The organism is Rathayibacter sp. AY1G1, from assembly GCF_002932095.1.
Classification (GTDB): Bacteria; Actinomycetota; Actinomycetes; order Actinomycetales; family Microbacteriaceae; genus Rathayibacter.
This window is the reverse complement of sequence record NZ_PSUZ01000001.1, coordinates 207,952-232,964: the sequence shown is the minus strand read 5'-3', so window position 1 is coordinate 232,964 and position 25,013 is coordinate 207,952. Positions and strand designations below refer to the sequence as shown.

Here is a 25,013-nt window from a genome sequence, read left to right as displayed (position 1 = left end):
AGCGATACCGGTGCCGGCCGCTCAGGCGGCGAACGTGCGGCGGTAGGCCGCCGGCGTGGTCCGCAGGACGCGCGTGAAGTGGTGGCGCATCACCGCAGCCGTGCCGAAGCCGACCCGCGCGGCGACCGCCTCGAGGGTCAGCTCCGTCTCCTCCAGCAGCACCTGCGCCCGGAGGAGGCGCTGGCGGGTGAGCCAGGCGAGCGGAGTCGTGCCGAGGTCGGCCCGGAAGCGGCGCGCGAAGGTGCGGGGGCCATCAGGGCGCGACGGGCCAGCGCCTCGATCGAGAGGTCCTCGTCGAGGTGCTCCAGCATCCACTCGGTGACCTCGGCCAGCGAGTCCGCGCGCGCCTCGGGAACGGGGGTCCGCAGGTACTGCGCCTGCCCGCCGTGGCGCTGCGGGGGCACGACCATCCGCCGGGCGACGACGCTCGCCGCCGTCGCGCCCAGCTCCTCGCGCACCACCTGCAGCGCCGCGTCGATGCCGGCCGCGGTGCCCGCGCTCGTCACGATGCGCCCCTCCTGCACGTAGAGGACCTCGGGGTCCACCGTGACGGAGGGGAAGCGCCGGGCGAGCTCCGCGGCGTGCATCCAGTGCGTGGTCGCGCGCCGGCCGTCGAGCAGGCCCGCCTGCGCCAGGGTGAAGGCCCCGCTGCAGACGCTGAGGATCCACGCGCCGCGCTCGTGAGCCTCGCGGAGGAGGTCGAGGACCCGCTCGTCGGCGGGCCCGCGGCCGTGGGCGGGGACGGCGATCAGGTCCGCGTCCCGGGCCGCGTCGAGACCGTCGGCGATCAGCAGGTCGAATCCGAGGCTCGTCCGGACGCGGCCCGGATCGGGAGTGGCGATCCGGAAGTCGAGGGCGGGCCCTCCGTCAGCGCCGCGGTCGATCCCGAACACCTCGCAGACGACCCCGAACTCGAACGGCGCGAGGCCGGGCAGGGCGAGGAGGGCGACGGAGCGGAGCACGGCGGCAGGATATCGCGTCCCGTCGTCATCCGGCCTATCCACGCCGTCGATCCCCGCCGCTAGGGTGTCTTCCGGCGCGCGGAGTCGCGGGCCCGCACCGAGGAGGATCCACATGGCATGGCTGGTCACCGGGGGAGCCGGGTACATCGGGGCGCACGTGGTGCGCGCGTTCTCGGAGCAGGGCATCGACCCCGTCGTCCTCGACGACCTCTCCTCGGGGCACGCGTCGTTCGTGCCCGAGGGCGTCCCGTTCCACCAGGGCTCGATCCTCGACGAGGCCCTGCTCGACCGCGTGCTCGCCGAGCACGACATCGAGGGCGTCGTCCACGTCGCCGGGTTCAAGTACGCCGGAGTCTCGGTGCAGCGCCCCCTGCACACCTACGAGCAGAACGTCACCGGCACCATGCGCGTGCTGGCGGCGATGGAGCGCGCCGGGGTCTCCTCGATCGTCTTCTCCTCGAGCGCTGCCGTCTACGGCGCGGTCGACGTCGAGATCGTCACCGAGGACACCCCCAAGAGCCCGGAGTCGCCCTACGGCGAGTCGAAGCTGATCGGCGAGTGGCTGCTCGCGGACGCGGGGCGGGCGCACGGCGTCAGGCACGCCTCCCTGCGCTACTTCAACGTCGTCGGGTCCGGCTACCCGGACGTCTACGACACCAGCCCCCACAATCTCTTCCCCCTCGTCTTCGAGGCGCTGCTGGACGGCCGCACGCCCCGGATCAACGGCGACGACTACCCGACACCGGACGGCACCTGCGTCCGCGACTACATCCACGTCGCCGACCTGGCGCTCGCGCACGTCGCCGCGGCGCGCCGCCTGGCCGCCGGCGAGCCGATCGACCCGGTCTACAACCTGGGCAGCGGATCCGGGGCCTCCGTCGGGGAGATCATGCGCGCGATCGCCGACAGCACCGGCATCGCCTTCACGCCGGAGGTCGCCCCGCGGCGGCCGGGCGACCCGCCCCGCATCGTTGCCTCCGGCGCGACAGCGGCCCGCGACCTGGGCTGGGAGATGCGGCACACGGTCGCCGAGATGGTGGAGAGCGCCTGGCGCGCACGGAGCGCCGCGACCGCCTGATCGGATCTCACGTTCGCGACACGCCGGTGTGTCATGAACCCTCCACGGCGGGTTGAGGGTTTATGGTCCGCGACTTGACCTGAGCGAATGACACCGCTGTAATTACCTAGGCAGCGGCTCCGGGAGGAGCGGCCGCCGATCATCGGTTCGCAGGCGGGGTAGGAGACGGCATGACGCTTCCGGAACAGCACTCCGGAGTCCCCGAGGACTGGTTCGTCGATCCGGTCCGTCTGGGCGTGCCCGGGGTCCGACCCGGGATCGACACCGCGACCGAGGCGCCGGGGGGCGCGCTCTCCTGGCAGGTCGACTCGCTGTGCGCGCAGACCGATCCCGAGGCTTTCTTCCCCGAGAAGGGCGGCTCGACCCGCGACGCCAAGAAGATCTGCACCTCGTGCGAGGTCCGGGCCCAGTGCCTCGAGTACGCGCTCGAGAACGACGAGCGGTTCGGCATCTGGGGCGGCCTCTCCGAGCGCGAGCGCCGGAAGCTGCGCCGCCGGGCCTAGTGCCCTCCTCGCCGCGACCCGACCGACGGGGCGGCGAGCCGCAGGCGGGCGGCGCGGCGGCATCGCTTAGGGTGGTCCGCGATGTATCCACGAGTCACCGCCGTCCTCGTCGCGCGCAACGGCGCGGCCTATCTGGAACGAACCCTCGCGGCCCTGCGGGCGCAGACCCGTCAGCCCGACGCGACGGTGTTCGTCGACGGAGGCTCGAAGGACACGACCGACGAGCTCCTCGCGTCCTGGGGTCCGACGCAGCTCGTGCAGGTCGCCGAGCACCTCCCCTTCGGCCAGGCCGTGGCCCGCGCTGTCCGCGTGATGCAGCCGCCGGCCGGAGAGGACGAGTGGCTGTGGCTGCTCGCGCAGGACTCCGCCCCCGAGCCCGGCGCCCTCGCGGCGCTGCTGGGAGCCGTCGAGGTCGCCCCCTCTGTCGCGGTCGCCGGTCCCAAGATCATGGACTGGACGCGCTCCGGCTACATCCGCAGCTACGGCGAGTCGATCACCAAGCACGGCACGACCGTCCACCTCGTCGAGGACGAGCTCGACCAGGGCCAGCACGACTCCACGCCCGACGTCCTGGCCGTCGCCGCCGGCGGCATGCTCGTGCGCCACTCCCTCTGGGAGGAGCTCGGCGGCTTCGACCCCGGCCTGCCGGTCGTCGACGACGCGCTCGACTTCTCGATCCGCACCCGGCTCGCCGGGCACCGGGTCAGCCGCGTGCCGGACGCCCGCGTCACCACCGCCCGCATCGGGCTGCAGCGCCCCGACGGCCGCCGCATCGACAGCGGGGAGCGGCGCCGCGCGCGCCAGCACCGCACCGCGCAGCTGCACCGCCGGCTCGCCTACGCGCCCGTCGCGCTCCTCCTCCTGCACTGGCTCTCGCTCGTCCCCCTGGCTATCGGCCGCGCAGTCGTGCGCCTGCTGCGCAAGCAGCCCGGGCTGGTCGGAGGGGAGCTGCTGGCGGCCCTCGTCGTCGCCTTCGGGGGGACGAAGGTGCTGCGGGCCCGCACCGTTCTCCGCTCGTCGAAGAACGTGGGCTGGAAGGCCGTCGCGCCGCTGCGCATCCCGCTGGACGTGGTGCGGCAGCTGCGCTCGGTGCGCCACGACGCCGTGCGCGTGCAGGCCGGGCGGGACCGCCATCCGCTGCACTTCTTCCAGGGCGGGGGAGTGTGGGTCGTCCTCATCGCCGCGCTCGCCGGCCTGGTGGTCTACACGCCGCTCCTCGCTGCTCCCGCGCTCAGCGGCGGCGGTCTGCTGACGCTCTCGCCGACCGTCGGCGAGCTGTGGCGCAACGCGGCCTACGGCTGGCGCGACCTCGGCTCGGGGTTCATCGGCGCGGCGGACCCGTTCGCCGCCGTCCTCGCCGTGCTCGGCTCGCTGACCTTCTGGTCGCCCAGCTACTCGATGGTGCTGCTCTATCTCGTCGCGCTCCCCGCTGCCGCCCTCGGCGCCTGGCTGATGATCGCGCGGCTCACCCCGCGCGCGACCGCCCGCGCCGCCGGAGCCCTCGTCTACATCCTCGCTCCCGCCTTCTTCGCCGCGCAGGCCGACGGGCGCCCCGCCCCGCTGCTGGTGCACGTGCTGCTTCCCTGGCTCTTCTTCGCCGGGTTCGGCGCGTACCGCTCCTGGTCCGCCTCCGCGAGCGCCTCGATCCTGGCTGCGGCCGTCGTCGCGTGCGCGCCGGTGCTGGCCGTGCCGCTCCTGGTGATCTGGCTCGTCGTCGTCGCCACCTCGGGGCGGCGGATCGGCCGCTTCCTCGGCCTGCCGATCCCCGCGGCCGTCCTCCTCTTCCCGCTGGTGGTCGCCCGCGCACCGCGGGGCGACTGGCTCGGCGTCCTCGCGGATCCGGGCGTCCCGCTGCCCTCCGCTCAGTCGGACCTCGTCGCGCTGCTCGCCGGATTCCCGGCCGGTCTGCCCGACGGATGGCTCGCGTTCCTCGGCGGTCTGGGGATCGGCGCCTCCGCCGCCCCGCTGGTCACGGCCGTGCTCGTCGTGCCGCTGATCGTCGCGGCGCTGGCCGCCCTCCTCCTCCCGAACAACCTCTCGGCCCTCGGCGGCGTCGGCGTCGCGGCGGCGGGTCTCGTGACGGCCTCGCTCGCCCAGGGCGTGCAGGTCGCGACCACCGGCTCCGAGGCGGTCTCCGTCTGGAGCGGCACCGGTCTCAGCCTCTACTGGCTCGGCCTGGTGATCGGCGCGTCGCTCTCGCTCGCCGCCGTGCGCTCCGTGCGCGTGGTGCCGGCGCTCGTCGTCACGGCCGCGGCGGCAGCACTGGTCGGTCCGCTCGCGGTGGCCTTCCCGACCGGCGCCGGCACGTCGGTGTCGACCACGTCGGACCGCTCGCTCCCCGCCTACGTGGCGGCCGAGGCCCGGAACGACCCGCGGGTGGGCACGATCGTGCTCGTCCCGCAGGCGGACGGCGGCGTCCTCGCCCGGCTGGAGCGCGGAGCGGGCGCGACCCTCGACCAGCAGTCGACCCTCGCGAACACCGGCGCCGAGAGCACGGACGCGATCGACGAGCTGGCGGGCAACCTCGTCTCGCGGACGGGCTACGACGTCCCCTCCGCGCTCGAGAGCCTCGGCGTGCGCTTCGTCGTGCTGACCGAGCCGGCCGGCACCCAGGTCGGCGACGCGGCCGCCGCCGTGCGCGCGCGGGCGGCCGTCTCCCTCGACGGCAACGCGGCGTTCTCGGCCGTGGGCGACACCCGCTACGGGCTCCTCTGGACGGCCGTCGACACGGAGGGGACCCGCACCGAGGCCGCTCCGTCCGGCGTGGTCGGACCCTTCGGGATCGCCTACACGATCGCCCTCCTCCTCGTCTTCGTCGTCGCCCTCCTGCTGGCGGTGCCCACCGGGCTCTCCCTCGAGCGGGGCCGCTCCAGCGGCGCGGTCGCCGGGATCGACGACGAGCCGGGCGAGGCCACCGGCCAGTTCGACGACGGGAACGACGATGTCTGACCCCGCCGACCAGGAGAAGCAGATGCCCGAGTCCTCCGCCCGCCGCTCCCGCGCGGAGCGCCGCGCCGATCGCGCCGCGGCCTCGACGCCCGATCGCGCACCCTCGGCCGCCCGTCGGCGCCGGACGGCCCTGCGCGGTGCGGTGGGCGCGGCCGGAGTCGTGATCGCCGCGGCCGCCGTGGTCGTGCCCCAGCTCCTCCCGTCCCCCCTGGTCTCGAGCGCCGCGGAGGGCGTCGTCGTGACGCCCGTCGCGGCCGACAGCTCGCTGGTCTGCGGCGGCGATCTGATCGACGCCGGAGAGCCGGAGCAGCTGCGCGCCCTCGACGGCGCGGCGACCGCGGTCCGGCCCGAGGGCTCCACCTCGGACCCCACGGTCCTCGACGAGGACGACGTCGCCGCACCGGGCACCGGCATCACCGGTCTGAGCGTGCCCGCGGGCTCCGACCCCGCTCCCGGCGGAGCCACCGTCCAGGGCATCGGCACGGACACCCTCTCCGGACTGTCGGCCCGCGCCTGCGCCGAGCCCTCGGCCGACAGCTGGCTCGTGGCCGGCTCGACCGACGTCGGGCGCACCTCCGTGCTGATCCTGGCGAACCCGAGCGAGGTCGCCTCCACCGTCGACCTCACGCTCTTCTCCGAGACCGGCACCGTCCAGGCCACCGGCGCCACGGGCATCGTCGTTCCGGCCGGAGCGGTCCGCGCGCTCCCGCTCGCGGGGCTCGCCCCCGGGGTCGTCCAGCCCGTCGTGCACGTGACCGCCCGGGGCGGCGAGGTCGCCGCGAGCATGCAGAGCAGCGCCATCTCCGGCCTCACCCCGGAGGGCGTCGAGACCACCGGCCCCTCCGCCGGCCCGGACACGCTCGCCGTGATCGCCGGCTTCACCGTCACGTCGCCTCCGGCCGAGACCGCGAGCGACGACGGCAGCGGCGGCGCGGGCAGCCCCGTGCTGCGCATCCTCACCCCCGGCGACGCCGACAGCACGGTCTCGGTCGAGGTCACCAACGAGGACCCGAGCGGGTCGGGCGCCTCCACCCAGGTCGTCGTCCCCGCCGGCCTCGTCGGCGAGGTCCCGCTCACGGGCCTGGCGGACGGCTCCTACCGCATCGTCCTGCGGGCCGATCAGCCGATCGTCGCGGCGGGGCGGACGACCTCGACCGGCTCGGCCGGCACGGACTTCGCCTGGTTCGCCTCCGGCACCGCGACCACGACGCCCTTCGGCGTCGCCGGCACGGGCGAGGGCGACGCGCGACTGCACCTGGTCAACGGCAGCGACTCGACCGCCTCGGTCGAGATCGAGGCCCCGGGCGGCACCCGCACGCTCGAGCTCGGCCCGTTCGCGGCTCTCGCGACCCCGCTGGACGGCGACGGCGCGGTCGTCAGCAGCACCCAGCCGGTGCAGGCCTCGGTCTCGATCGCGCGCGACGGGCGGATCGCCTCGTACACGATCGTCCCGCCGGGACCGCTCTCCTCGCCGATCACGGTCTACTCGCACTGAGACGCGGGGCGGCGGCGCCTCGGCGGTGCCGGCGCCTCAGAGCTGCCGGCGCATCAGGGGTGCCGGTAGCGGTCCGGGGAGATGTCCCACGGATCGCGGCCGAGCAGCTCCGCGACGGCGCGGAACACGTAGCTCTCGATCAGCATGCGCTGGTGCCACTCGTCGCGGCGGTGCAGCTTCGCCAGGCGCTCGATCGGAACGCGGTAGAGCGTGATGCGGCGCGCGGCGTGGTCGACGCGCCACCGCGCGATGCCCGTGCCCTGCAGCCGGTCGGGGTCGACGTCGGGAGTCGCCGCGACGTCGACGCGGATGCCGGCGAGCTCCTCCGGCCAGGTGCCGCGGAGGTAGTCGAAGGCCGAGCCGATCGTCGCCTCGAAGAAGTCGGAGCGGGTCTGCAGCAGGGGGAGGTGCGGACCGGTGATCGGCCCTCGTGCGCCGCGGCCGTGCCGGTCGCGGGAGCCTCCGCGCGACCCGCTCGTCGGGCGAGCGGCGGAACGACGAGCACGGGGCATGGCTCCAGCCTATTGCTACTGTGGGCGGCGATGACCGGACGGCACTGCTCGCGGACGGGCTGCCGCGCGCAGGCCGTCGTCACGCTGACCTACGACTACCGCGACTCGCTGGTGGCGGTCGGGCCGCTGAGTCCTGCGCCGGATCCGCACGGCTACGACCTCTGCGCCGAGCACGACCGGCGGCTCCTCGTCCCGCGTGGCTGGGAGACCGTCCGCTACGGCGCGGGGCCCGCCTAAGCCGCTGCCGCGCGCGTCAGGGCCGCTCGGGGAAGCCGCGCGGCGTGCTCGAGAGCACGGGGGCCAGCCGCTCGAGGCGCTGGTCGGACAGGAGCAGGGCGCGCTCCTCCCGCGCCCGGCGGAGTGCGGCCACGGCGAGGAGGAAGTCCTCCGCGGGCGAGGCGGGCAGCGGGGAGACGTGGACCGCGGTCTCGTCGGCCAGCGCGGCGGCGAGCTGCGAGCGCGAGGGCTCCGTCATGCCGTGGCGCTGACGGAGGAACTGCGCCAGTCGGCGCGCCAGTGCGTCGGGGAGGCGCGCGGTGTCCGCCGTGACGGCCCAGCCCCGCAGCGGCTCCGGGATCTCGACGACCAGCGGCTCCGCGCGGGGAACGCGCTCGAGCTGGCTGTGCGTGCCCGCGAGGACGTCGCCGAGACGGCGCGATCGGCGCGAGAGGAGGCCGACGACCGCGGCGAGCCCGCCGAAGGTCATCAGGATCTCGAGGACGCCGGTGAGGCCGCGCACGAGGGCGTGCCGGAAGCCGATGGAACCGCCGTCGTCGCGGACGACGCGAGCGCCGACGGTGAGCTTCCCGAGCGAGCGGCCGCGACTGGCCGTCTCGACGGTGACCGGCACGATCACCACGGCGATGACGAGGGCCGCGATCGCCACGGCGGCCGAGGCGGCGGGGTCCAGGCCGCCGTCCCCGGAGAGGGAGGAGACCAGCAGGAACAGGCCCAGCGCGAGCAGGAGCTCCGCGATCAGGTCGATGATCGCGCCGACCGCGCGGAGCACGAACGAGGTGACGGGCACCTCGAGCGCGATCGCCTCGCCGGTGACCAGGTCGGCGTCGTCGAACTCGGTGCGCTGCTCCTCCACGGTGCTCCTCCCGGATGCTCGGCCTCGGCGGCGTGCCTGGCTATCCTGTCAGGAGATGGACATCGACGCTCTCTCGGCCGCCCGCGCTGCGCAGTGGACCCGCCTCGACGAGCTCTCGCGCAGGCGCCGCCTGACCGGAGCCGAGGCGGATGAGCTGATCGAGCGCTACCAGGCGGCATCCGCGGACCTCGCCACGATCTCCTCCACCGCCGGATCGACAGCCGTCGGCACTCGGCTCGCCGTCTCGCTCTCGCGGGCTCGGGGACGCCTGACCGGCACGCGAGACGAGCCGCTCGCCGCGGTCTCCCGCTTCGTCGTCCTCTCGCTCCCGGCCGCTCTGCACCGGCTGCGCTGGCTGACGCTCGCCGTCGCCCTCGCGACCGCGGTGGTGGCGACGCTCTACGCGCTCTGGATCCTCGGCGACCCGCGCCTGCTCGCCGCGCTGGGCGACGACGAGGAGCTGCGGCGCTTCGCCCGAGGCGACTTCATCGACTACTACTCCGAGAACCCCGCCGCCTCGTTCGCCGGGCAGGTCTGGACCAACAACGCCTGGATCGCGGCGCAGTGCGTGGCCTTCGGGATCGTCGGCGTCTACGTGCCGTACATCCTGCTGCAGAACGCGCAGAACCTCGGCACGTCGATCGCGGTGATGTTCCATGTGGGGGAGGGCGACACGTTCTTCCTGTACATCGCGCCGCACGGACAGCTCGAGCTGACGGCCGTGTTCGTCGCCGCGGCCGCGGGCCTGCGGATCTTCTGGGCCTGGATCGCTCCCGGCGCGCGCACCCGCGGCCAGGCGCTCGCCGAGGACGCGCGGAGCCTGTTCACGGTGGCGATCGGCCTGGTCTTCGTGCTGCTCGTCTCGGGCGTGATCGAGGGGTTCGTCACTCCGGCACCCTGGCCCTGGTGGCTCAAGATCGGGATCGGGGCGCTCGCCCTCGGCGCGTTCCTCTTCTACATGATCGTCGTCGGCGGGCGCGCGGTGCGGGCGGGGGAGACGGGCGACCTCGACCGGTTCGAGGCCGGGTCGCGGAGCATCGCGGCCGGCTGAGCCGAGCCGGACGAGCGCGGCCGTCGGAGCGGGGCCGTCGATCAGCGCTCCCGGGACCGAGGACGGCCCCTCTCGCAGGTCAGAGCCGTCCGGCCGCCTTGAGCGCGAGGTAGCGGTCCGCGAGCGCCGGCGGGAGCGCGGAGGGGCTGCCGAGCACGACGTCCCCGCCGAGACGGCGGACGGCGGCCGAGAGCCGGTCGACGTCCGCGAGCGAGCGCTCCGCGGCGGCGGCGGAGTAGACCGCGGCCCGGTCGCTCCGGTCCTCCGCCATCCGCTGCAGCTCGGGGTTGAGCGCGCAGGCGACCACGACCGTGTGCACGCGGGTGAGCTGCGGGAGCACCGCGAGGAGCCCCTCCGCCGAGCCGACCGAGTCGAGCGCGGTGAGGAGCACCACCAGCGAGCGCTGGGAGGCCAGGGTGCGCACCTGCGCGGGCACCGCCGCCCAGTCGGTCTCGATGAGCTGGGGCTGCACGGGGGCGAGGGCGTCCACGACGCGGGTCAGCACCTCCGTGCCGGTGGCGCCGTGCACGCGGGCTCGCCGGGTGCGGTCGAACGCGAGCACGTCGACCCGGTCGCCGGCCGAGGCCGCGAGGGCCGCCAGGAGGAGCGACGCCTCGATCGCCGTGTCCAGGCGCGGCTCGTCCTCGATCCGTGCGGCGGACGTGCGGCCCGTGTCGAGCACGACGATCACGCGCCGGTCGCGCTCCGGGCGCCAGGTGCGGACGACCGGCTCCCGGCGCCGCGCGGTCGCCCGCCAGTCGAGCGAGCGGACGTCGTCGCCGCGGACGTACTCGCGCAGGCTGTCGAACTCGGTCCCCTGGCCGCGGATCATCACGCTGGTCCGCCCCTCCAGCTCACGCAGCCGCGCCAGGCGCGAGGGCAGGTGGCGGCGGGAGCGGAAGGCGGGCAGCACCCGGACGACGGCCGGCGCGGCCCGCGTCGCCTGGCGGCCGGCCATCCCGAGCGGCCCGCGGGAGCGGATGGTGACGTGGAGTGCCCGGCGCTCGCCGCGGCGGATCGGCTCCAGGACCGTGGTCACCGCGCGGCGCTCGCCCGGCGGCAGACGCAGGGGCGACCGGGTCTCGAGGGCACCGGCCGAGGGCTCCCAGGCGTCGCGGAGGACCCCCGTGATCCTCCTGCGGCCGGTGCTCGTGACCAGGAGGGTCGCCTCGGCCCTCTCGCCGAGCCGCACCCGGTCCGGCACCCGCCGCTCGAGCACCACGGCCCGGGGCGAGCCCGCGACCGCGACGTCGATCCCGACGAGGACCGCCCAGGCCAGGAGCCAGAGGCCGAGCACGGCGAAGGCGACCTCGGAGCGGCCGCCCAGGAGGACGACCGGCACCAGGCCGACGAGGAGGACGAGGACGCTGCGTCCGGTGAGGTGCACGGCTCAGACCGGGACGCGGACCTGCTGCAGGATCCCGCCCAGGACGGCCTCGGTGCGGACGCCCTCGAGCTCCGCCTCCGGCTCCAGCTGGATGCGGTGGCGCAGCACGGGCAGGACCATCGCCTGCACGTGGTCGGGGGTGATCGAGCCGTAGCCGTTGAGCCAGGCCCAGGCGCGGGACGCCGCGAGCAGGGCGGTCGAGCCGCGGGGGCTGGTGCCGAGCTTGACGCTCGGGCTCTCGCGGGTGGCGCGGGCGAGGTCGACGATGTAGCCGAGGACGTCGGGACCGGCTCCGACCCGCCGGGCCGAGGCCTGGGCGGCGCGCAGACGGGCGGCGTCGAGCACGGGTCGCACGCCCGCGGCGTCGAGGTCGCGCGGGTCGAAGCCCGCGGCGTGGCGCGAGAGCACCTCCACCTCGACGTCGCGCGGCGGGATGTCGAGCACGAGCTTGAGCAGGAACCGGTCCAGCTGGGCCTCCGGGAGCACGTAGGTCCCCTCGTACTCGACCGGGTTCTGGGTGGCGGCGACGAGGAACGGGTCCGGCAGAGGCAGGGTGCGCCCGTCGACGCTGACCTGGCGCTCCTCCATCGCCTCGAGGAGCGCGGCCTGGGTCTTCGGCGGCGTGCGGTTGATCTCGTCCGCCAGCAGGAGGTTCGTGAAGACCGGGCCCTCGCGGAAGGCGAAGCCGGAGGTGGAGGCGTCGTAGACGAGGGAGCCGGTGATGTCGCCGGGCATCAGGTCCGGCGTGAACTGCACCCGGCGGGTGTCGAGGCCGAGCGAGACGGACAGGGCGCGCACGAGCAGCGTCTTCGCGACTCCGGGGACGCCCTCGAGCAGGACGTGGCCGCCCGCGAGGAGGGCGATCAGGAGCCCGGAGACGGCGCCGTCCTGGCCGACGACCGCGCGGCCGACCTCCGAGCGGACCCGGTCGAGCTCGGCGCGCAGGTCGTCGTCGGAGACCGGCGCTCCGTCGCGGGCGGAGGGGGTGGTGTCGCTCATCGGGAGGGGCCTTCCGGTCGTCGGGCGGTCGTCGGGGAGAGGGCTGCGCGGAGCGCGCTCTCGAAGCGGAGGAGCTCGTCGGAGGCGGCGACGAGGGCGGCGTCGTCGCCCGGCAGGTCGTCGACGAGCAGACGGCGCAGCGCGGCCTGATCGCGGCCGAGGCGCTCGGCGGCGACGGCGACGATCTCGTCGACTCCGGTCGCCGGAGCGAGTCCCAGGAGCGCGGCCGTCCGCCGGAGGGTGCCGATGCGCAGTGCGTCGAGGGCGCGGGGCCGCAGGGCTCCGCGCGCGTAGAGCCGCGCGCGGCCGCGGGCCGTCTCGCTCGCATGCACGACGACCGGCAGCGGCTCGACCGCGAGCGGGCCGAGCCGGCGGCCGCGCCAGACGGCGGAGGCGACGAACACGGCCACCAGCAGCAGGAGAGCCGGAGTCACCCAGCCGGGGACGAGGTCGGCGGGTGCAGGGGTGGTGCTCGCCGAGTCGGCGGCTCCGGCGCGGTACCAGACCAGCCGGTCCTCACCGCCGAGCAGTCCGAGTGCGAGAGCGGCGCGGCCGTCCTGGCCGATGGTGCCGTTGCGGAGGAGGTCGGCGTCGCCGATCGCGGTGACGTCGGCGCCCTGCGGGAACCCGGTGCTCACGAGCAGGAAGCCGTCGTCGCCTGAGGGGAAGCAGCCGACCGCGTCGCCGTCGTCGAGGATCCGGTACGTGCTCCCTCCCGCGGGGAGCGTCCCGGCGCGCTCGGCCGCCGGGAGCGGGCACTCGGCGCGGAAGGGGCCGTCGCCGGCCGGGGAGCCGGCGAAGCGGACGTCCGGCAGCAGGGCGTCGAGCGCGGCTCCTCCCGGGGTCACCAGGACGAGCGAGGCCGAGGCGCGGGCGAGCCGGCGGTACTGGGCCTCGTCGAGGGCCACGTCCGGGTCGTCGACGAGCAGTGTCGCGTCCGGGGAGGAGGCGGCGAGAGCGGAGTCCAGGTCGTCGGCGCGGACGACCTCGACGCCCTGATCGCGCAGCACCTGGGCGAGCGCGCGGGCGCCGTCCGGGGTCGCGCTGTCGACGTCGAGGTCCGGGGCGGCCACCCGGGTCCCGGTCGCGACGGTGAGCAGCAGAGTGCCGACCGCGACGATCACGAGCAGGAGCACCCACACCCGTCCGCGGCGCAGCAGCGCGCCGAGGGTCGGGCTGGAGACCGTGTCGGCGCTCACCGGGGCGCCGCCAGGGCGTCCAGGACCGGCGAGGCCGCGGCGAGCTCGCGGTCCAGAGCCGCGACCCGCTCGTACTCGGCCGGGCCGCAGGGCTGCCCGAGGTAGCGCACGCGGTCGAAGTCGTCGGCCGTGCGGCGCAGCGCGGCGGCGGAGGAGGGGAAGGCCGCAGAGGCGCGCGACGCCAGGCCGAGCGCGGTCGTGCCGGGCGAGACCCGCAGGACGGTCCGCTCGTCGAGGGAGCGCACCAGGGCGCGGAAGCGCTCGACGAGCGCCTCGTCCCAGTCCCCGCGGGCGGCCGCGGCCTCGGCGAGCGAGCGGAGGGTCGCGGCCGAGCGGGTGTCGTCGTCGGCGAGCACCGCTCCCGTGACGGTGCTGCGGCGACCGGCGCGGGGCCGTCCCGCGATGACGAGCGCGGCGACCACGAGCGCCACCAGCACCAGCACGCCGATCACGGCGGCGATCGGCACCGGCGGGCCGTCGCCCTGCAGCGTGAGGGAGGCGAACCAGTCGCGCACCGCCTGCACCACCCGGTCGAAGAGGGTCGGCTCGGCCGCCCGGTAGCGCGGGTCGGCGAGCTCCTCGAGGAGGAGTCGGCGCGCCTGCTCCGCGTCGGGCTCGAGAGGGGCCGCGGCGAGGATCACGGGCGCTCCGGCACGGGGAAGGGATCGGGGGAGGGGCGGCCCGCCGCGCGCTCCTCGACGTGGCGCATCAGCACCAGGTCGAAGCCCTCGCGGCGCATCCGTCGGTCGAGGTAGACCAGGCCCGTCACGGCCGACTGGAGCACGGTGCCGACGGCGCCGATCACGAAGCCCACGGCGACGGAGGCGATCGTCACCACGAGCGAGGTGACGAGCTGCGCGTCCGGGTCGGTCGGGGCGATCAGGGCGCCGGCGATCGGGATGAGCAGGCTGAACGGCGTGGCCACGATCTGGCCGGCGACCTGGATGATCACGGTCATCAGCGCGAGCGCGCCGAAGGTGCGCCAGAAGCCGCCCGCCACCAGCCGCCAGGAGCGCGCCACCGCACGGCGCAGCGGCAGCCGCTCGACGACGATCAGGCTCGGAACCAGGGCGAGCTTCGTCGACAGCCAGACCCCCAGCGCGAGGGCGACCAGGCCGGAGCCGACGAGCACCAGGATCCCGCCGACGATCGCGCTCGACGTCCCGTCCATCGCTCCGATGACGAACAGCGGCACGGCGAGCGCCACGGCGAGGAGCACCAGGAGGAGGTAGCCGACGCCCTGCAGGACCGTCCAGCCGATCAGCGCCCAGAAGCGGCCCCGCAGCCGGGCGAGCAGCTGTCGGAAGGTCGCCCGCTCGCCGAGGACGCCGCGGGTGACCTCGAGCACGACCACGCCCTGCACGAGAGCGCCGCTGGCGAGCGAGACGGCGAGGGGGATGAGGGCGGCCAGGACCACGACCGCGAGGGAGCCCGCGCCGACGGCGTCGCGGTCGGCGGACTCCGCCTGTGCGATGCGCCCGACGGCGAGCACCGCGATCAGGCCGTAGACCGCCAGGGCGAGCACCGACCCGAGGCCCTGCACCAGCAGGGCGACGCCCAGGGTCGTGCGGGGGCTGCGGCGGAGGACCTGGAACGGGGCGCCGAGCAGGGTGCCGAAGCCGAGCGGGCGCAGCGGCACGAGACCGGGCTTGGGCGGGGGAGTCCAGCCGGGCGCGGGGCGACCGGGCGACCAGGGGCCGGCGCCGGAGGCGTGCGACCAGGAGCCCCCGGCGGGAGCGGGTGGTACGGGACCTGCGCTCGGCGGCGCGGGCGACCAGGAGCCCCCGGCGGGAGCGGGTGGTACGGGGCCTGCGCTCGGCGGCGCGGGCGACCAGGCCGGGGCGACGGGAGCGGGCAGCGGCCTGCGCCGGTCGCCGTCCTGCGCCGGGACGGCCGCGTCGTCCGGACGCCCTGCGGGCGGGGGCCACTGAGCTGCGTCGGTCATCCCCTCCATGCTGTCACAGGCGTGCGGGCGGGGTCCTCCCCCGAGCGGACCCCCTTCGCCCGCAGAGCCCGCTCCCCGCCCACGGAGAGGTGCGTCGGTTAGCCTGGGTCGGGTCACCGTGCGCGCCGTGGGCGGGCGCGACCCGAGACGAGGAAGAGCAGACCGATGAGCGCGCGCATTCTGGTGGTCGACGACGACGCCGCCCTGGCCGAGATGATCGGCATCGTCCTGCGCGCCGACGGGTACGACGTCTCCTTCTGCGCGGACGGCTCCGGTGCTCTCGAGGCCTTCCGGCGGGCCCGGCCGGACCTGGTCCTGCTCGACCTGATGCTGCCCGGGATCGACGGGATCGAAGTGTGCCGCGCGATCCGCGCCGAATCCGGTGTCCCCGTCATCATGCTGACGGCCAAGTCCGACACCTCCGACGTCGTGCAGGGCCTCGAGTCCGGCGCCGACGACTACATGGTCAAGCCGTTCGACCCCAAGGAGCTCGTCGCGCGGATCAGGACGCGCCTGCGTCCCGCCACCGCCGCCGCGAACGCGGTGCTGCAGGTCGGGGACCTGAGCCTCGACGTCGCCGGCCACGAGGTCCGCCGCGGCGAGACGCGCATCGGCCTGACCCCGCTCGAGTTCGACCTCCTCCTCGCCCTCGCCTCCAAGCCCCAGCAGGTCTTCACCCGCGAGATGCTGCTCGAGCAGGTCTGGGGCTACCACTACAAGGCCGACACCCGCCTCGTGAACGTGCACGTCCAGCGCCTGCGCGCCAAGGTCGAGAAGGACCCGGACGACCCCCGCATCGTGATGACCGTGCGCGGCGTCGGCTACCGCGCCGGCGCCGTCCTCCCGGGCTGACCGTGCCCCGCCTCGCCGCTCCCGACGTGCGCCGGTGGCCCCGCCGTGTGCTCGGGGTGTGGCGCACGTCGCTGCAGTTCCGCGCGGTCGCGATCACGGTCCTGCTCAGCGGCATCGCCATCGGCTCGACCGGCGTCTACCTCTCGTACAGCATCAGCGACAACCTGTTCCAGTCGCGGCTGACGCAGGTCACGGGCGACACGTCGCGCGCGACCCGGGCCGCGCAGGGCTACCTCGACGCCGCCACCGTCTCCACCCGCCAGGACATGGAGGAGGTGATGAGCTCGGTGCGCACCGCCGTCCGGGACGCCTCCTCCTCCGCGCTGATCGCCGTCGTGCGCTCGCCCGACCAGGAGGCGTCCTCGCTGGCGCCTCAGGACATCTACAACCGCGAGCTGCAGAACGGCGTGATCAGCGACGCGCTGCGCGAGCGGGTGCAGGCGGGCTCCGACGGGCAGTACTGGCAGTCGGTGACGCTCGACGCCTCCGGTCAGCAGCAGCCCGGCATCCTCGTCGGCTCGACCCTCGAGCTGCCGAGCTCGGCCGGGCGCTACGAGCTGTACATCGGCTACTCCCTCGCGGACGCGGAGCGCACGCTCCAGTTCGTGCAGCAGGTGCTCAACGTGGCGGGGATCCTGCTCATCCTGCTGATCGGAGCGGTCAGCTGGGTCGTCGTGCGGATCGTCGTCGCCCCGGTCCGGGTCGCGGCCGAGACGAGCCAGCGCCTCGCCGCCGGCGACTTCGACGTGCGGATCCCCGAGCGGGGCCAGGACGTGATCGCGACCCTCGCCCGGTCCTTCAACGGCATGGCCGACAGCCTGCAGGACCGGATCAGCGAGCTCGCGACGCTCAGCCAGGTCCAGCAGCGCTTCGTCTCGGACGTCTCGCACGAGCTCCGGACGCCGCTGACGACGATGAAGCTGGCCGGGGACGTGCTGTACGACCAGCGCGAGGACTTCGCCCCGGTCGCCGAGCGCACGGTCGAGCTGCTGCACAGCCAGATCGACCGCTTCGAGAGCCTCCTCGCCGACCTGCTCGAGATCTCCCGCCACGACGCGGGATCGGCCGAGCTCGAGCTCGAGCCGGTCAACCTGGTGAAGCTGGCCGGCGACGAGATCGAGGCGATGCGCGGGATCGCGGAGGCGAACGGCTCCCGGCTCACTCTCTCCGCCCCGGGCGGCTACTTCGACGCCGACCTCGATCCGCGCCGCATCCGCAGGATCGTCCGCAACCTGCTGGGCAACGCGATCGAGCACGGCGACGGCCGCGAGGTCGTCGTCACCGTCGACAGCAACGCCAGCGCGGTCGCCCTCGCCGTGCGCGACTACGGGCACGGCATGAGCAGCGAGGAGGTGGTGCGCGTCTTCGACCGCTTCTGGCGCGCCGATCCGTCCCGCCGCCGCACGCTCGGCGGCACCGGCCTCGGCCTCTCCATCGCGCAGGAGGACACCGCCCTGCACCACGGCTGGCTGCAGGTCTGGTCCGTGCCCGATCGCGGCGCCTGCTTCCGCCTGACCGTGCCCCGGCACCGCGGCGAGCGGATCGAGGCCTCGCCGCTCCCGCTGCCCCCGGTCGACGCGGGCGAGCAGGCCTACAGCGGCCCGATCGTCCTCCCTCCGCTGCAGGCTCCTCCGGTCGGGGCCGCGGGGGTGCTCCCGTGAGGCGCGGCATCCTCCGCGCCGCCGCGGCCGCCGCGCTGCTCGCGCTCGGGCTGGCCGGATGCGCCGGCATCCCGCGGGACGGCGACGTCGGAGTCGGACGGCCCGACACCGCGCCGCAGGACCTCCAGTACGACTTCCTCCCGTCGGGACCCGCCGTCGGTGCGTCGCAGCGCGACATCCTGACCGGCTTCATCGACGCCGCGTCGAGCCCGCAGAACAACTACAAGATCGCCCGCGAGTTCCTCTCCACCGGAGCCGACTGGACGCCGGGCGAGCACGTCACGGTCGACGAGGGCCAGCGCTCCGCCTCGCCGCAGTCGGGATCCACGCTCTCGCTGACGATCACGCCCGTCGCCGAGGTCGACGCGACCGGCGTCTACACCGACGTCGCCACCACGGCCGGCCTGACCCTCGACTACGGCTTCGTCCAGGAGAACGGCGAGTGGCGCATCAGCGCGCCGCCGAGCGGCGTGGTGATCGACCGCACCACCTTCGAGCAGGTCTTCTCGACGCACGCGCTCTACTTCTTCGACCCCGGATACCAGTACCTCGTGCCGGACCTGCGCTGGTTCGCCTCGCGCGCCGACAGCTCCACCAGCACCACGATCGTCACGGAGCTGCTGCGCGGCCCCACACCGTGGCTGCGGGACTCCGCCGCCGTCGTGTCGGCCTTCCCGACCGGCACGACGCTGGCGGCCGAGACCGTGCCGGTCGAGTCGCAGCGCGCCGTGGTGGACCTGAACCCGGCCGCTCTCGAGGCCGATCCGGCGCAGTGGCGGCTGATGGCGCTGCAGCTGAACCGGAGCCTCGCGAACGTCTCGAACGTCACCGGAGTCGCGCTCTCCGTCGAGCAGAACCCGATCGACGTCCCCTCCGAGGTCACCGGGCTGCCGACCTCGCCCCGCGTCGACACCCGGCCGCTCGTGCTGACCGACGACGCTTTCGGATTCCTCGGCTCCTCCGGGCTGGCCGGCCTCGGGATCTCGGATCGGATCGAGGCGCTGCAGCCGCGGGCCGCGGTCCTCGGCGAGCAGCGCGGGGCCGACTCGGACGCATCGGCCGCCGTGCTCACCGCCGCGGGCGTGAGCCTCGTGGAGCCCGACGGTGCCGACGTCCTCCTCGACGCGCGGTCGGGCCTCGTCGCGCCGTCCATCGATCCGCTCGGGTACGTCTGGTCGGTGCCGTCGGCCTCGCCCGGGCAGCTGGTGGCGTACTCCGCGGACGGCTCGCGCTCGATGCAGGTCGCAACGGCCTGGAGCGAGGTCGAGTCGCTCGCCTCGATCGCCGTGTCGCGCGACGGCACCCGGATGCTGGCGCTCGCCCAGGACGGGCAGCAGGCGACGGTGCTGGTGGCCGGCATCACCCGCTCCCGGGACGGCGACCCGGTGGCGGTCGGCGAGCCGGTCGTCCTCCGCTCGACTCTGGGGACCGCGGTCGCCGCGGCCTGGACGGACGAGCTCGACGTGGTGTCGGTCGTCCGCGGCTCGACGGGAGAGGACACCGTCACGATGAACCTGCTCGGCGGAGGCGCCACGGCGCTCGGCACGACGACGGGCACGGTCCAGATCGCCGCGGGCAACACCTCGACCCAGGTCCGGATCCTCGCCGAGGGCGGGGAGCTCCGGCAGCAGCGGGGCTCGGCCTGGCAGACGACCGCGACGGACATCCGGCTGCTCGCGGCGCAGACCGGCATGGGGTCCTGACCGGTCCTGTCGGCGGCGAGGAGCCCTGTCGACGACGGAGCGCTCCGGATGCTCCTCCCCAGGCGCGTCGGGCAGGCGGATCGTCCCGATCCGACGGATCCACCCCCGCGCCGCGGCCCGGACGGCGAACGTGGAGGCATGCTCTCCGATCACCTGCTCGACGCCCTCGCCGTCCTCCTCCCGCTGGAGTGCCCCGCCTGCGGAGAGCCGACGAGCCGGGCGCCCTGTCCGGACTGCTCGGCCGACGCGGCCGCCTCGGCCTGCCTGCTGACCCGCGTCGTCGGGCCGCCGGACGATCCGCTCCTCGTCGTCACCGGTGGCCCGTACGAGGGCACGGTGCGCCGCCTCGTCGTCGCGCTGAAGGAGGAGGGCCGCACGGCCTGCCTCGCCCCGCTCGGCGCGCTGTTGCGTCCGGCCCTCGGCGCGGCGCTCGCAGGCAGCCCCGCGATCCTGGTCGTCCCGCCCGGCTCCTGGCTCGGCCGCGTGCGGCGGGGCGCCGATCCCGTCGCGCAGCTGGTCGCCGCGGCGGGAGGGCGGGCGGCGCGTCCTCTCCGGCGGTCGCGGATGGTCCGCGACCAGGTCGGGCTCGGCCGCATCGAGCGGCGCGGCAACCTCGACGGGGCGTTCCGCGCCCGCCGTCCGCTCTCGTCGTGGCCGCCGGTGGTCCTCGTCGACGACGTGGTCACCTCCGGCGCGACCCTGCTCGAGCTCCGGCGCGCCGTGCGTGCGGCCGGCGGGACGGTCCGGGCCGCGGCGGCCCTGGCCGGCACCGCGCAACGAGGAGGGAACGTAGCAGCAGAATCCGGACGAACTCCCGGTGACGATCCGGTGGCCGGGGTCTACGGTGGGGGCACGGCGTGAACGGTCCGCCCCGGAGAAAGGCGGCACGCCGTACTCGACTGGGAGGTTGTCATGGACATCGACATCACAGGACGCAACATCGACATCACCGATCGCTTCCGCGCGTACGCGACGGAGAAGTCGGACAAGGTGGCGCACCTCGCCGATCGTGCTCTCGCACTCGAGATCAAGGCGAGCAGGCACGCCGAGGGCAAGGGCTCGGCCGGCGGCGACCGCGTGGAGCTGACGCTGATCGGCAAGGGGCCCGTGGTCCGGGCCGAGGCGAGCGGAGCCGACAAGTACACGGCGTTCGACGTCGCCATCGGCCGGCTGCTCGAACGGGTGAGACGCGCGAAGGACCGGAAGAAGGTCCATCGGGGCCAGCATCGGCCGACCTCGCTCCGCGACGCGGCCGCCGACGACTTCAGCGTCGTCGCCATCCAGCCTGCCGACGCGGCGGTGCTGGAGCAGCTGAGCACGGGCGTCATCCCCGTGCAGGAGGCGCCGGAGCCGGTGGAGGACGAGGTCGAGGAGCCGTACTGCCCCGTCGTCATCCGCAAGAAGGTCTTCGCCTCCGTCTCGATGACCGTCGACGACGCCGTCGACTACATGGAGCTGGTCGGACACGACTTCTACCTCTTCATCGACTCCGACACGAACCGCCCGAGCGTGGTCTACCGCCGCAAGGGCTGGGACTACGGCGTGATCGGCCTCGGCGACGAGGCCGACGAGCTCGCCGAGCAGGCCGCCGGCTGAGATCCGACCCCGGGCCCCGGAGCATCCGCTCCGGGGCCCTCCCCGTGCCCAGGCAGGGAGTCCGCCCAGGGCGGACGCGTCGCCCCGACCGCTCGCCGCCCGCCCCGGCTAGGCTGGTCGCGGTCCGCGCTCCGGCGCGCGACTCCTGTCTTCTACTTTTTTGGAGTACCCCGTGGCCTCTGTCCTCGAAAAGGTCCTTCGCGTCGGGGAGGGGCGGGTCATCCGTCGCCTCGAGAACTACGCGAAGGCCGTCAACGCCCTCGAAGAGGACTTCACGCACCTCAGCGACGAGGAGCTGAAGAACGAGACCGTCGAGCTGCGCGAGCGCTACTCGAACGGCGAGTCCCTCGACGACCTGCTGCCGGAGGCGTTCGCCGCCGTCCGCGAGGCCTCGCGCCGGACGCTCGGCCTCCGCCACTTCGACGTGCAGCTCATGGGCGGCGCCGCCCTGCACCTGGGCAACATCGCCGAGATGAAGACCGGAGAGGGCAAGACGCTCGTCGCGACCCTCCCGGCCTACCTCAACGCGATCGCCAGCCGCGGCGTGCACATCGTCACGGTCAACGACTTCCTCGCGTCGTACCAGTCCGAGCTGATGGGGCGCGTGTTCCGCGCCCTCGGCATGACGACCGGAGTGATCCTCTCGGGCCAGACCCCGGAGCAGCGCCGCGAGCAGTACTCGGCCGACATCACCTACGGCACGAACAACGAGTTCGGCTTCGACTACCTCCGCGACAACATGGCGTGGCAGGCGCAGGACATGGTCCAGCGCGGCCACTTCTACGCCATCGTCGACGAGGTCGACTCGATCCTCATCGACGAGGCCCGCACCCCGCTGATCATCTCCGGACCGGCCTCGGGCGAGGCGAACCGCTGGTTCGCGGAGTTCGCCAACCTCGCCAAGCGCCTCGACGAGGGCGAGGACTTCGAGGTCGACGAGAAGAAGCGCACCGTCGGCGTCCTCGAGCCCGGCATCGAGAAGGTCGAGGACTACCTCGGCATCGACAACCTCTACGAGTCGGCGAACACCCCGCTGATCTCGTTCCTCAACAACGCCATCAAGGCGCGCGCGCTGTTCAAGAAGGACAAGGACTACGTCGTGCTGAACGGCGAGGTCCTGATCGTCGACGAGCACACCGGCCGCATCCTGGCCGGACGCCGCTACAACGAGGGCATCCACCAGGCCATCGAGGCGAAGGAGGGCGTGCAGGTCAAGGCCGAGAACCAGACACTGGCCACCGTCACGCTCCAGAACTACTTCCGCCTCTACGCGAAGCTCTCCGGCATGACCGGAACGGCCGAGACCGAGGCCGCCGAGTTCATGTCGACCTACAAGCTCGGCGTCGTCCCGATCCCGACGAACCGCAAGATGCAGCGCATCGACAACGCCGACCTCGTCTACAAGAACGAGCAGGTCAAGTTCGCCCAGGTCGTCGAGGACATCGCGGAGCGCCACGCGGCCGGGCAGCCGGTCCTCGTCGGCACGACCAGCGTCGAGAAGAGCGAGTACCTCTCGCGCCTGCTCGCCAAGAAGGGCGTGCGCCACGAGGTCCTGAACGCCAAGAACCACGCGCGGGAGGCGGCCATCGTCGCCCAGGCCGGCCGCCTCGGCGCCGTCACCGTCGCGACCAACATGGCCGGTCGAGGCACCGACATCATGCTCGGCGGCAACGCCGAGTTCCTCGCGGTCTCCGAGATGACGGCCAAGGGCCTGAACCCCTCCGAGACTCCGGAGGAGTACGAGGCCGCGTGGGACGAGGTCTTCGCCGCCGTCAAGGAGAAGGTGGGCGAGGAGGCCGAGAAGGTCCAGGCCGCCGGCGGCCTCTACGTGCTCGGCACCGAGCGCCACGAGTCGCGCCGCATCGACAACCAGCTCCGCGGACGCTCGGGGCGCCAGGGCGACCCGGGGGAGAGCCGCTTCTACCTCTCGCTCACCGACGACCTCATGCGCCTGTTCAACTCCGGCGCCGCCGAGGCGCTCATGGGCCGGGGCAACGTCCCGGACGACATCGCCATCGAGTCGAAGGTCGTCTCGCGCGCCATCCGCAGCGCCCAGTCGCAGGTCGAGGCCCGCAACGCCGAGATCCGCAAGAACGTCCTCAAGTACGACGACGTCCTCAACCGCCAGCGCGAGGCGATCTACTCGGACCGCCGCCACATCCTCGAGGGCGACGACCTGCACGAGCGCACCCAGAAGTTCCTCGTCGACGTGATCGACGAGATCCTCGAGGTGCACACCGGCGACGGCAACGGCGACGACTGGGACTTCGACGCCCTCTGGACCGAGCTGAAGACGCTGTACCCGATCAGCCTCACCATCGACGAGGTGGTGCAGGAGGCGGGCAGCCGCGGCCGCATCAACAAGGAGTTCATGCGCCGCGAGATCCTCTCGGACGCGCAGCTCGCCTACCAGCACCGCGAGGAGCAGCTGGGCTCTCCCGCCATGCGCGAGCTCGAGCGCCGCGTCGTGCTCTCGGTGATCGACCGCCGCTGGCGCGACCACCTCTACGAGATGGACTACCTCAAGGACGGCATCGGCCTGCGCGCGATGGCCCAGCGCGACCCGCTGGTCGAGTACCAGCGCGAGGGCTTCGCCCTGTTCCAGCAGATGATGGGGCAGATCCGCGAGGAGACCGTCGGCTTCCTCTTCAACCTCGAGGTCGAGGTGACCCAGAAGCAGGGCGAGGTCGCCGGAGTCGCGGCCAAGGGCCTCGCTCAGCCGGTCGCTCCGGCCGAGAAGCTCAGCTACTCGGCTCCGAGCGACACCGGCGGCGTCGAGGTCCGCGACCAGCGCGGACAGGTGCAGCAGGCGGCCACCGCGAAGGCCCGCGCCGAGGAGGCCCGCAAGGCGCTCCCCGAGGGCGAGGCGGAGGAGACTCCGACGACCGGCGCCTTCGGCCAGAAGCCGGGCGGCTCGGACGCCCCCGCCAACCGCGAGGAGCGACGCGCGCAGTCCAAGCGCCGCTGAGTCCTCCCCGGACGACGCCCTCGGCCCCGGTCCCGCAGCAGCGGGTGTCCGGGGCCGTCGGCGTTCCTGCGGAGGCTCGGAGCCCGGCCTCGCCCGCCGTCAGGACTCGCCGCGCGCGAGAGCCGAGACGAAGCCGCCGGCGAAGGTGTCGCCGAGGCCGATCGTCGTCGGCCGGTCCGTCTCGAGGACGAGCCCGGGGACGCAGCAGGCCTCGAGCGCCGACTCCACCGCTGCGCACACCGCTTGCGAGCCGGGCTGGGGAGGGAGTCCGCCGATGTGGTCGTAGTCGGCGGCGGTGAAGCCGTCCCCGAGGAGGTCGCGGAGCTCGGTCGCGCGGATCATCTCGTCACCGCCGCCCCCGGAGCTCGAGGAGGCCCTGCGCGACAGGGGAGTGGAGATCGTGCTCCCGGCCGGTGCGGCCGCCCGGGAGCGCTGACCCGCTCCTCACAGCACGTTGATCGCGGTGGCACGCCAGCGCGCGTCCGTGCCCTCGAGCCGGATCGCGACGGCCCGGCTCCGTGCGCGGTGATGCACCAGAACCACTCCCTCGACGACGCCGTCCCGCGGCTCCGTGACGATCACCCGTCCGACCGTGAACGGGACGCGCTGCGCCGTCCGCTTCCGCAGGCTGCGGGCGCGGGCCGCGAGCACGACCCGCTTCTGCAGGTGGTGGTAGACCTCGTCGCTCAGCCACCGCGCGATCTGGTCGATCTCGCGCGAGCCCTCCAGGATCTCGATCACGAGGTGCGTGAGCCGGGCGAGCAGGGGCTCCGGGTCGGGCAGCTCCGCGCGGGTCGCAGGCTGCGGGGCGAAGAACTCCGCGATGGTGAGCCGCTCCACGGCCGCCTCGGGGTCGAGGGGGAGGGTGCGGTAGTCGAAGGCGTGGAGGGGAAGGCTCATGCGGCGATCTCCTGGGGCAGGACGAGCTGTTCACGGGTCCGGGTCACCTCTCTGCTCGACGGGCTGGGCGCGCTGGGTCGGCACGCGAGGACGACCTCATCGAAGCAGTCGAGGGATGCTCATGGAGTGCAGAGGCGCAGACTGTGGATAATCGTCGGCC

The 25,013-nt window shown here is 74.1% G+C and carries 21 protein-coding genes and 1 pseudogene; 12 read left to right on the top strand and 10 right to left on the bottom strand.

Annotated features, from left to right (window positions below):
- Positions 1-21: 21 nt before the first annotated feature.
- Positions 22-962, bottom strand: a pseudogene (locus tag C5C36_RS01030) (GlxA family transcriptional regulator).
- Positions 963-1,074: 112 nt separating this feature from the next.
- Here C5C36_RS01030 and galE point away from each other — a divergent pair.
- From galE to C5C36_RS01010, 4 genes are all read left to right on the top strand, one after another.
- Positions 1,075-2,040 (top strand): UDP-glucose 4-epimerase GalE, encoded by a 966-nt coding sequence (gene galE / locus C5C36_RS01025; protein WP_104232806.1) that lies wholly within the window; start codon positions 1,075-1,077, stop codon positions 2,038-2,040.
- A 170-nt stretch (positions 2,041-2,210) separates the two neighbouring features.
- A complete protein-coding gene (locus C5C36_RS01020; RefSeq protein WP_104224145.1) occupies positions 2,211-2,543 on the top strand; it encodes a WhiB family transcriptional regulator in 333 nt (110 codons plus the stop codon).
- 81 nt (positions 2,544-2,624) lie between these two features.
- Entirely contained in the window at positions 2,625-5,492 is a 2,868-nt protein-coding gene (locus C5C36_RS01015; RefSeq protein WP_104287641.1) for a glycosyltransferase family 2 protein, read from the top strand.
- Complete coding sequence (locus tag C5C36_RS01010; protein WP_146078918.1) at positions 5,485-6,987, top strand: DUF5719 family protein; 1,503 nt, start codon at positions 5,485-5,487, stop codon at positions 6,985-6,987. Before C5C36_RS01015 ends, C5C36_RS01010 begins: the two co-directional genes overlap by 8 nt.
- A gap of 53 nt (positions 6,988-7,040) precedes the next feature.
- Here the strand turns inward: C5C36_RS01010 and C5C36_RS01005 are convergent, their stop codons facing one another.
- Entirely contained in the window at positions 7,041-7,499 is a 459-nt protein-coding gene (locus C5C36_RS01005; protein WP_104224142.1) for a metallopeptidase family protein, read from the bottom strand.
- 30 nt (positions 7,500-7,529) lie between these two features.
- On the opposite strand from C5C36_RS01005, the gene C5C36_RS01000 reads away from it, so the two are divergent.
- Positions 7,530-7,736 (top strand): DUF3499 family protein, encoded by a 207-nt coding sequence (locus tag C5C36_RS01000; RefSeq protein ID WP_104224141.1) that lies wholly within the window; start codon positions 7,530-7,532, stop codon positions 7,734-7,736.
- A 16-nt stretch (positions 7,737-7,752) separates the two neighbouring features.
- Here C5C36_RS01000 and C5C36_RS00995 read toward each other — a convergent pair whose 3' ends face one another.
- Positions 7,753-8,592, bottom strand: a complete 840-nt coding sequence (locus C5C36_RS00995) for an RDD family protein (RefSeq protein ID WP_104262440.1) — start codon at positions 8,590-8,592, stop codon at positions 7,753-7,755.
- 55 nt (positions 8,593-8,647) lie between these two features.
- Here C5C36_RS00995 and C5C36_RS00990 point away from each other — a divergent pair, with 55 nt between their 5' ends.
- Entirely contained in the window at positions 8,648-9,643 is a 996-nt protein-coding gene (locus C5C36_RS00990; RefSeq protein ID WP_104232803.1) for a stage II sporulation protein M, read from the top strand.
- 79 nt (positions 9,644-9,722) lie between these two features.
- On the opposite strand, the gene C5C36_RS00985 is transcribed toward C5C36_RS00990, so the two are convergent.
- Genes C5C36_RS00985 through C5C36_RS00965 form a run of 5 tightly spaced genes read right to left on the bottom strand, consistent with a single transcriptional unit; the run spans position 9,723 to position 15,173 of the window.
- Complete coding sequence (locus C5C36_RS00985; protein ID WP_104262441.1) at positions 9,723-11,030, bottom strand: DUF58 domain-containing protein; 1,308 nt, start codon at positions 11,028-11,030, stop codon at positions 9,723-9,725.
- A gap of 3 nt (positions 11,031-11,033) precedes the next feature.
- Positions 11,034-12,029, bottom strand: a complete 996-nt coding sequence (locus C5C36_RS00980) for a MoxR family ATPase (protein ID WP_104224137.1) — start codon at positions 12,027-12,029, stop codon at positions 11,034-11,036.
- Positions 12,026-13,228 (bottom strand): DUF4350 domain-containing protein, encoded by a 1,203-nt coding sequence (locus C5C36_RS00975; protein WP_104262442.1) that lies wholly within the window; start codon positions 13,226-13,228, stop codon positions 12,026-12,028. The genes C5C36_RS00980 and C5C36_RS00975 overlap by 4 nt, the downstream gene beginning before the upstream one ends.
- The gene (locus tag C5C36_RS00970; RefSeq protein WP_104255252.1) at positions 13,225-13,869 is read right to left on the bottom strand and encodes a DUF4129 domain-containing protein; all 645 of its coding nucleotides are present in this window, start codon (positions 13,867-13,869) and stop codon (positions 13,225-13,227) included. The genes C5C36_RS00975 and C5C36_RS00970 overlap by 4 nt, the downstream gene beginning before the upstream one ends.
- On the bottom strand, positions 13,866-15,173 hold the full coding sequence (locus tag C5C36_RS00965; protein ID WP_146084551.1) for a hypothetical protein: 1,308 nt from the start codon (positions 15,171-15,173) through the stop codon (positions 13,866-13,868). The genes C5C36_RS00970 and C5C36_RS00965 overlap by 4 nt, the downstream gene beginning before the upstream one ends.
- 165 nt (positions 15,174-15,338) lie before the next feature.
- Here C5C36_RS00965 and mtrA point away from each other — a divergent pair, with 165 nt between their 5' ends.
- The 6 genes from mtrA (at position 15,339) to secA (ending at position 23,953) form a co-directional block, all read left to right on the top strand.
- Complete coding sequence (gene mtrA, locus C5C36_RS00960) at positions 15,339-16,025, top strand: MtrAB system response regulator MtrA (protein WP_104224133.1); 687 nt, start codon at positions 15,339-15,341, stop codon at positions 16,023-16,025.
- 2 nt (positions 16,026-16,027) lie between these two features.
- Positions 16,028-17,686 (top strand): MtrAB system histidine kinase MtrB, encoded by a 1,659-nt coding sequence (mtrB, locus tag C5C36_RS00955; RefSeq protein WP_244229464.1) that lies wholly within the window; start codon positions 16,028-16,030, stop codon positions 17,684-17,686.
- Entirely contained in the window at positions 17,683-19,389 is a 1,707-nt protein-coding gene (locus C5C36_RS00950; RefSeq protein WP_104309086.1) for an LpqB family beta-propeller domain-containing protein, read from the top strand. Before mtrB ends, C5C36_RS00950 begins: the two co-directional genes overlap by 4 nt.
- A gap of 138 nt (positions 19,390-19,527) precedes the next feature.
- On the top strand, positions 19,528-20,250 hold the full coding sequence (locus tag C5C36_RS00945; protein WP_104246661.1) for a ComF family protein: 723 nt from the start codon (positions 19,528-19,530) through the stop codon (positions 20,248-20,250).
- A gap of 51 nt (positions 20,251-20,301) precedes the next feature.
- Positions 20,302-20,985 (top strand): ribosome hibernation-promoting factor, HPF/YfiA family, encoded by a 684-nt coding sequence (gene hpf / locus C5C36_RS00940; RefSeq protein ID WP_104309085.1) that lies wholly within the window; start codon positions 20,302-20,304, stop codon positions 20,983-20,985.
- Between the two features lie 172 nt (positions 20,986-21,157).
- Positions 21,158-23,953 carry a preprotein translocase subunit SecA gene (gene secA, locus C5C36_RS00935; RefSeq protein WP_104268421.1) on the top strand — a complete coding sequence of 932 codons (2,796 nt, stop codon included), beginning with the start codon at positions 21,158-21,160 and terminating at the stop codon, positions 23,951-23,953.
- 99 nt (positions 23,954-24,052) lie between these two features.
- On the opposite strand, the gene C5C36_RS00930 is transcribed toward secA, so the two are convergent.
- Entirely contained in the window at positions 24,053-24,295 is a 243-nt protein-coding gene (locus C5C36_RS00930; protein ID WP_104224129.1) for a hypothetical protein, read from the bottom strand.
- Positions 24,296-24,397: 102 nt separating this feature from the next.
- On the bottom strand, positions 24,398-24,853 hold the full coding sequence (locus C5C36_RS00925) for an Rv3235 family protein (RefSeq protein ID WP_219812134.1): 456 nt from the start codon (positions 24,851-24,853) through the stop codon (positions 24,398-24,400).
- Positions 24,854-25,013: the final 160 nt, after the last annotated feature.